Origin of the sequence: Curtobacterium sp. B8 (assembly GCF_000333315.1) — a bacterium.
In the GTDB taxonomy this organism is placed as follows: Bacteria; Actinomycetota; Actinomycetes; order Actinomycetales; family Microbacteriaceae; genus Curtobacterium; species Curtobacterium luteum.
This window is the reverse complement of sequence record NZ_BACW01000023.1, coordinates 1-7,808: the sequence shown is the minus strand read 5'-3', so window position 1 is coordinate 7,808 and position 7,808 is coordinate 1. Positions and strand designations below refer to the sequence as shown.

The window sequence follows — 7,808 nt, the reverse complement described above, 5'->3', positions numbered from 1 at the left end:
CGTTCTCCGTGCGTCCGCGTCCGCGGGGTCGTGACGTCTGGTCCATCGAAGCGGCAGACTGCGCCGGAGGGCGGGTGCCGCGCTGCGGATCATCGTATAGTCTGATTAATCAGATTATTCTGAAGCGCGTCGACGCGCGCTCGGATCAGGACACGAAGCGACGGAGTCCCGCGGATGCGACTCCAGGAAGGGGCGCAGATGCCTCACGCGCTCACGGCGGCCACCGCCCACACGACCGTCCTCGCAGCAGAGGGGGGTGCAGCGCTGACCGTCGACCCGTCCGGGCCGGTCGTGCAACTGATCGTCGCCGCGCTGATCGGCATCGTCGTCATCATCGCCTTGATCACGTGGCTCAAGGTCCACCCGTTCATCGCGCTGACGATCGGCGCGCTCGGTGTCGGCATCGGTGCCGGCCTCGCACCGGACAAGGCCGTGACGAGCTTCGGCAACGGGTTCGGCGCCACGATGACGAGCGTCGGCATCCTCGTCGGTCTCGGGTCGATGTTCGGCAAGCTGCTCGTCGACTCGGGGGCGGCCGACCGCGTCGTCGACACCCTCGTCCGCCGCTCGTCGAAGGCCGCGCTGCCGTGGACGATGGCGCTGATCGGAGCGCTCATCGGGTTGCCGATGTTCTTCGAGGTCGGCCTCGTCCTCCTCATCCCGATCATCGTCCTCGTGGCGAAGCGGAGCGACGTCCCGATCATGAAGATCGCGGTGCCGGCGCTCGTCGGCCTCTCCACCATGCACGCGTTCGTCCCGCCGCACCCCGGCCCGCTCGTCGCGATCTCGACGGTGGGCGCGAACCTCGGCACGACCCTCGCCTTCGGCATCGTCCTCGCGATCCCCGTGATCGTGCTCGCCGGTCCGGTGTTCGCGCGATTCGCCGCGCGCTGGGTCGACATCCCGGCTCCCGACCTGTTCGGCTCGCGCGGACCGGCCGGCGGTCACGACGACCCCGCCTCGGCCGGACGGGAGGCACGGCGCGGCCCCGCCACGCAGGACACCGCCTCCCTGCCCCACGGCAAGAGCGACTTCACGCGCGTCATCAGCGAACCGCGCAGCCCGTCGTTCACCACCGCGCTCGTCGGCATCCTGCTGCCGGTCGTCCTCATGCTCGCGCAGGCGATCCGCGAGGCCGTCGCGCCCGACGCCGCCGGGTCGTGGGTCAGCGTGCTCGACTTCCTCGGGACGCCGATGATCGCCATCGGCATCGCCGCCGTCTTCGCGATGGTGTTCTTCGCGATCGGTGGCGGCATGGACCGGACGGCCGTGTCGCGATCGCTCGAGAGCGCCCTCCCGCCGGTCGCCGGCGTGCTGCTCATCGTCGGCGCCGGCGGCGGGTTCAAGCAGGTGCTCATCGACACCGGGATCGGCGGGGTGATCGCCGACGCCGTGAAGGACTCCGGGATCTCGGTGCTGCTCGTCGCCTGGGTGGTGTCGGCACTCGTCCGGGTCGCCACCGGGTCGGCGACCGTCGCCACGGTCACCGCCGCCGGGATCATGGCGCCCATCGCGCACGACCTGTCGCAGCCGATGACCTCGCTGCTCGTGCTGGCGATCGGTGCCGGCTCGGTCTTCCTCTCGCACGTGAACGACGCCGGGTTCTGGCTCGTGAAGGGCTACCTCGGCACGACCGTGGGACAGACGTTCAAGACCTGGACGGTGCTCGAGTGCCTCATCTCGGTGTTCGGCCTGCTCGGGGTCCTGCTCGCGGGGGTGTTCCTGTGACCGGGGCCGGCTCCGAGGGTGTGCTCGACGCCCGCGTGTTGGTCGTCATGGGCGTCTCGGGCTCCGGGAAGTCCACCGTCGCCGCGACCGTGGCGGAGCGGCTCGGGTGGGACTTCGCCGAGGGCGACGCGATGCACCCGCAGGCGAACGTCGACAAGATGCACGCGGGGACACCGCTCACCGACGAGGACCGCTGGCCGTGGCTCGAGGTCGTCGGCGGCTGGGTCCGGGAGCACCTCGGGTCCGGGACGCCCGGCGTCGTGACCTGCTCGGCGCTGAAGCGCTCCTACCGAGACGTGCTCCGCGCGCCGGGTGTGGTGTTCGTGCACGTCGCGGGGAGCGCGGACCTGATCGGCGGCCGGATGGCGCAGCGGACCGGGCACTTCATGCCGACGTCCCTCCTCGCCTCGCAGCTCGCGACGCTGGAGGTCCCCGGCCCGGACGAGGCGCACATCACCGTGGCGGCGGACCGCACCCCGGACGAGGAGGCCGACGAGGTGGTCGAGCGGCTCGGGCTCGCGGTGCGCTGACTCCCCGGTGCGCCGATCCCACGGCACGCCCCTCCGGATCAGGGAGGGGCGCGCCGTGGTCGGGTGTTCAGGCCTTCGAGACCATGACCCAGCTCACCTGGATGCCGTACTTCGTCGCGGGTGAGATCCGGAGGTCGACGATGCCGTCCTTGCCGACGCGCGTGGTCGACGTCAGGGTGCGGAAGGTGCCGTCGATCGGCTGGTGGGTCGCGACGGAGGTCCCGTTGACGTGCACGGCCGCAGCACGACCCGGAGCGCTCTTCGTCCACGGGTCCCAGAACCCCACGTCGACCCGGTAGCGCCCCTTCCCGAGGCCACCGAGGGCGTACTCGAGGTCGGTCGCGTCAGCCTGCCAGCGCACGGTGCTCGTGATCGAACCGCCCGACGTGCCGCTGGTCCCGCCCGTGGTGCCGAAGTACCCCCAGTGCGTCCCGTGCGACGGATCGGCGCCGAAACGCTGGTCGGCCACCGAGTTGCGCAGCCGGTCGCCGCGACGCTGCAGGAACGCGAGGTCGGCGGTGTGGTCCGCCGTTGCCTGGCCACCCGCGTCGATGAAGTACACCAGGCGCTTCGGCAGCACCGTCACCAGCCGCGTGAACGTCCGTCCGTCGTCGAGCGTGCCGGTCACGGTCTGCTCGCCGGCGGTCCGGAGCGGCGCGGTCGTCCAGGTGACGCGGTGGGTCGTGCCGGTGGCGCCCTCTCGGACGCTGACCCGCTTCGGGAGCGCGCCGGTGTCGCCGAGCGAGACCTGACCGGGCACGGTGGTCGTGACCGTCCAGGGGGAGTAGGGGTGCAGGTCGGTGAGGCTCCAGGTGCCGGTGTCGCACGAGAACGACATCGAGCCGCCCTCGCCGAAGGTCACAGGCAACCACACGGACGGAGCGGTGCGGAGGTCCTCGGCATTGTTCCACCGGTCTCCGAGGTACACGACGCGACCGTCGCCGAGGTTCAGCAGGGACGTGCTCTGCGAGTCGCAGGTGGTGCCCGCATCGGTTCCGGTGGCCGGGTTGCCGTGCGCGGTCCACGTCCCGAGGATGTTCGTCGCGGTGGCGTAGGCGGCGGCGTTCGGTGCCCATCCGGTCGCGCCGGACGTCACGAGGTAGTACGTACCGCCGACCTTGGTGATGGCGGGCGCTTCGCGCTGCCCGCCGATCCACGGCTGCGGGCGACGGAAGTCGACGCCCTCGACCGCTTCCGCGGGGTCCGTGGACAGGCCGGTGTAGTCGTCGTCGAGCTTCGAGATGTACAGCGTCAGGTTCTCCTCGCTCGCGTACACGATGTAGGCGGTGCCGTCATCGTCGACGAAGAGGTTCATGTCCCGCGCCATGCCCGGGGAGTCCGGCTGGTGGTTCGTCGGGTCGTCGGCGGCCACGTGGTCGAGGCGGTACGAGTCGACGTACCGGAACGGCCCCGTCGGGGAGTCGGAGACGGCCACGCCCGCCTGTGCCTTCGCGTACTGCGCGTCCGAGGTCGCAGTGGGGCCGTCGGCGTGGACCCACATGACCCACTGTCCGGTCCGTGCGTTGTGGATCACCTTCGGTCGCTCGAGGATCGCACCCGGACGGGTCGAACTCGGAGCCGTGACCCCGAGGTCGCGGTACACGGCGTCCCGCTGGGTCTGGTCGTAGCCGCCGTAGAGCGCCGAGAAGTACGGGGCGTCGAAGTCCGAACGGCTCGTCATGGTGCGGAGCGCCAGCCCGTCGTCCTTCCAGTCGTACAGGTCGTACGACGAGTACACGTGCACGCCGCGGGTGTCGCTGTAGCCGTGACCNGGTCCTCGCCGTACCAGTAGTAGATCGTCCTCCCGGACGCGTCCTCAGCGGTGACGACCTGGCCGCCGTGCCCCTGGATCGGCTGCCCCTGGTCGTCGAGCCACGGCTCGCCCGGGTGGAACGCGCCGTCCGTGGAGCGCACCGGCGACGTCGATGCCGCTGGTGCGATCGACCTCGACGCCGCTTGGGCCGCTGTGGCCGGCGCGGCCGTCAGACCGGCGACGCCGAGGGCTGCCGTCACGGCCACGCCGATCGCGGCGAGTGCCGCTCGCGTCGTCAGTTCTCGCTTGGTGCTGCCCGTCGAACCGGGCCCGGTGTTGCGAATCCCCATCGATCCGCCCCCTCCTGTCATCGTTGCCCCCGATGGCAACGTCAACATGATCGCGATGTCGCTGCCGCGGTGCAAGGGGTCGCCCCGCGTTGCCACGTGTTGCCACCCAGGCCAGCACCCTGCGCTCGGTCGTGCCCGTCCCGTCGGCGCGGGGATGGATCCGTGTCCGGCCTCGGCGCGGGCGCGACGGACCGGCTCCGGGTGCGGCCGGCGCCGGTGCGCGCGACGGCACCGGGGTGACCGAGGCGCCGGACCTCGACACCGGGGTCGCGTTCGCCCGCTCGAGCCCCGCGACGGTGCAGGGCGGGTCCGTCGGGGTCCGACCGGTCCTCGGCTCGTGGGTGCGCGGTGCCGAGCCCGACGGCGGAGCCCACGCGTCCCGACGGCCTGACCTTCCCGTCCGCCGCGGACGACGCTCGGGTGTTCAGCGCTCGGTGACGCGCCCGTCCTCCACGTGCCAGTGGCGGTCGAGCCGGACGGTCTCGAGCATCCGCCGGTCGTGGGTCACGAGCAGCAGCGTGCCGTCGTACGAGTCGAGCGCCTGCTCGAGCTGCTCGATCGCGGCGAGGTCGAGGTGGTTCGTCGGCTCGTCGAGCACGAGGACGTTGACGCCGCGGGCCTGCAGGAGCGCCAGGCCCGCACGGGTGCGCTCGCCCGGCGACAGGTCGGCCGAGGCCCGTCCGACGTGGTCCGCCTTGAGGCCGAACTTCGCGAGCAAGGTACGGACGTCTGCGGTGGCGTACTCCGGCACGAGCGCCTCGAAGGCCGCGGCGAGCGGTTCGGGCCCCGAGAACGCCGCGCGTGCCTGGTCGACCTCCCCGATCGCGACGCTCGACCCGAGTGACGCCGAGCCGGTCGTCGGTGCCTGTCGACCGAGCAGGGCGCGGAGCAGCGTCGACTTGCCGGCGCCGTTCGGGCCGGTGATGCCGATCCGGTCCCCGCCGTCGACCTGCAGCGACACCGGCCCGAGGGTGAACCCGCCCTGCGTGAAGGTGGCGTCCGCGAGGGTCGCCACGACGGCCGACGACCGAGGTGCCTGGCCGATGGTGAACTCGAGCCGCCACTCCTTGCGCGGCTCCTCGACCTCTTCGAGCCGCGCGATCCGCGACTCCATCTGCCGGACCTTCTGCGCCTGCTTCTCACTCGACTCGCTCGCCGCGCGGCGCCGGATCTTGTCGTTGTCGGGGTTCTTCCGCATCGCGTTGCGGACGCCCTGGCTCGACCACTCCCGCTGGGTCCGGGCACGGGAGACGAGGTCCGCCTTGGTCGCGGCGTACTCGTCGTACGCGTCGCGCTTGTGCTGCCGGGCGATCGCGCGTTCTTCGAGGTACGAGTCGTAGCCGCCGCCGAAGAGCCGGTTCGAGGACTGCGCCAGGTCGAGTTCGAGGACCGCGGTGACGGACCGGGCGAGGAACTCGCGGTCGTGGCTGACGAGGACGACCCCGCCGCGCAAGCCCTGCACGAACTGCTCCAGTCGGGCGAGACCGTCGAGGTCGAGGTCGTTCGTGGGTTCGTCGAGCAGCACGACGTCGAACCGCGAGAGCAGCAGCGCAGCGAGGCCCACCCGCGCCGCCTGCCCGCCGGACAGCGCGGTCATGAGCGACTCCGGACCGACGCCGAGTGCGCCGTCCGCGCGTTCGAGTCCCAGTTCGGCGAGCACCGCGGGGAGTCGCTCCTCGAGGTCCGCGGCCCCGGACGCCAGCCAGCGTTCGAGTGCGACGGAGTACGCGTCCGCCGCGGCGTCACCCGCGTCCGGAGCGCCGAGGGCCTCCGCCGCTGTGTCCATGGCGACCGTCGCTGCCGTGCAGCCCGTCCGCCGCGCGACGTACGCCGCGACCGTCTCGCCCTGGATCCGGTCGTGCTCCTGCGGCAGCCATCCGACGAACGCGTCCGCGGGCGCGGTGGACACCGTCCCCGCGAGGGGTTCGTCGACGCCGGCCAGCAGTCGGAGCAGCGTCGACTTCCCGGCACCGTTCACCCCGACGACGCCGATCACGTCGCCGGGCGCCACGGTGAGGTCGACCCCCTCGAACAGCGTCCGGGCGGCGTACCCGCCGGCGAGGTCCTTGGCGACGAGGGTGGCGGTCATGGAGCAATCGTCCCATCCCGGAAGCGCTCGATCTGCCATGATCGTGCCACCACGAGGACGAGGAGGACCCCATGGCGGCGGACGCGAGCACCGGGGACACCACCTGCCACATGTCGATGTCGCTCGACGGCTTCGTCGCAGGTCCGGACCAGGGTCGTGACCATCCGCTCGGCGTCCGGGGCGGGGAGCTGCACACGTGGCACATGCCCGGCGTCGAGGTCGGTGACGCGGACCGGACCGCCGCCCGGTGGCTGATGCGGCCGCGGGGCGCGTACGTGATGGGGCGCAACATGTTCGGCCCGGTCCGCGGTGCCTGGGACGAACCGTGGGACGGCTGGTGGGGACCGGAACCGCCGTACCACGCGCCGGTCTTCGTGCTCACTCACCACGAGCACCCGCCGATCGAGCTGCACGGCGGTACGGTCTTCCACTTCGTGACCGACGGTTTCGACGCCGCCTACGCGCGGGCGCTCGACGCGGCCGACGGAGCCGGGGTCGACATCGCCGGGGGAGCGTCCGCCGTCCGCCAGGCCCTCGCAGCGGACGTGGTCGACGAGCTCATCCTCGACATCGCCCCCGTCCTGCTCGGGAGCGGTGAACGGATCTTCGACGGGTCGCAGACTTTCGGGTTCGAACCGGTCGAGGTGCTGCACTCCCCGCTCACCACGCACGTCCGGTACCGCCGGAAGCGCGGCTGAGACGCCCACGGTGCAGGCCGCGTGTCGGTGTCGGTGTCGGTGTCGGCGTCAGCCGAGGCTGATCGTGCGGTCGAACGTCCGCGTGACCGGCGGTCCAGCGATGACCCCTGCGAGCGCCTTCGCGGCTCCCTCCGGCGTCCCGCGCCACGCGACGTAGGCCTGGTGGTGGGCCGTGCTCGCCCAGCGCTCCACGACGACGACGTGCTGCGGGTCGGTGGCCTCCACGATCACCTCGAGCGACTCGTTCCCGTCGAACGCGCGCGTCTGTGCGAGCGTCTCCCGGATCGCCGCCTCGACGGTGCCGGTGGGCAGATCGTCGCGGAGCTGGACCTCGAGCAGGACGGTCATCGACATGGGGACACCTTTCGTCGTCGTTGCGGGGGACAACTCGGCGCCGCCCTGTGGGATTCCGGTTCCGTCCACAGGCCGCCGTCGACGCCTCGGTACTCATGCGGCGCCGCCTAGGCTGGCCGCGTGTTCGAACTCCACCACCTCTCCGCGCAGGACCTCTGGGACTGGATCCGTCGTGGTGAGGTGACCGCGCGCGAGGCCGTCGACCACTACTTGGCGCGCATCGCGCGGCTCGACCCGGCGGGAGCGGACGGGCCGGGGCTCGGTGCCTTCGTGACCGTGACCGCGGAGTCCGCTCGCGATCGCGCC

The 7,808-nt window shown here is 71.9% G+C and carries 6 protein-coding genes and 1 pseudogene; 4 read left to right on the top strand and 3 right to left on the bottom strand.

Annotated elements, in window-relative coordinates; genetic code table 11:
• Window positions 1-198 precede the first annotated feature (198 nt).
• Together I59_RS00585 and I59_RS00580 are read left to right on the top strand one after the other, a co-directional pair.
• Window positions 199-1,728, top strand: coding sequence for a GntP family permease (locus I59_RS00585; RefSeq protein WP_261976475.1), 1,530 nt, complete (start codon window positions 199-201; stop codon window positions 1,726-1,728).
• A gap of 47 nt (window positions 1,729-1,775) precedes the next feature.
• Entirely contained in the window at window positions 1,776-2,258 is a 483-nt protein-coding gene (locus tag I59_RS00580) for a gluconokinase (protein ID WP_083881886.1), read from the top strand.
• Between the two features lie 67 nt (window positions 2,259-2,325).
• Here the strand turns inward: I59_RS00580 and I59_RS00575 are convergent, their stop codons facing one another.
• A complete protein-coding gene (locus I59_RS00575) occupies window positions 2,326-4,002 on the bottom strand; it encodes a glycoside hydrolase family 43 protein (protein WP_031272297.1) in 1,677 nt (558 codons plus the stop codon).
• 783 nt (window positions 4,003-4,785) lie between these two features.
• The gene (locus I59_RS00570) at window positions 4,786-6,450 is read right to left on the bottom strand and encodes an ABC-F family ATP-binding cassette domain-containing protein (protein WP_022902208.1); all 1,665 of its coding nucleotides are present in this window, start codon (window positions 6,448-6,450) and stop codon (window positions 4,786-4,788) included.
• A gap of 71 nt (window positions 6,451-6,521) precedes the next feature.
• Between I59_RS00570 and I59_RS00565 the strand changes: the two genes are divergently transcribed.
• Entirely contained in the window at window positions 6,522-7,148 is a 627-nt protein-coding gene (locus I59_RS00565; protein ID WP_022902207.1) for a dihydrofolate reductase family protein, read from the top strand.
• Between the two features lie 48 nt (window positions 7,149-7,196).
• Here the strand turns inward: I59_RS00565 and I59_RS00560 are convergent, their stop codons facing one another.
• A complete protein-coding gene (locus I59_RS00560; protein WP_022902206.1) occupies window positions 7,197-7,502 on the bottom strand; it encodes a putative quinol monooxygenase in 306 nt (101 codons plus the stop codon).
• 120 nt (window positions 7,503-7,622) lie between these two features.
• On the opposite strand from I59_RS00560, the pseudogene I59_RS18770 reads away from it, so the two are divergent.
• Window positions 7,623-7,808 (top strand): annotated as a pseudogene (locus I59_RS18770) (amidase); the annotation flags it as partial.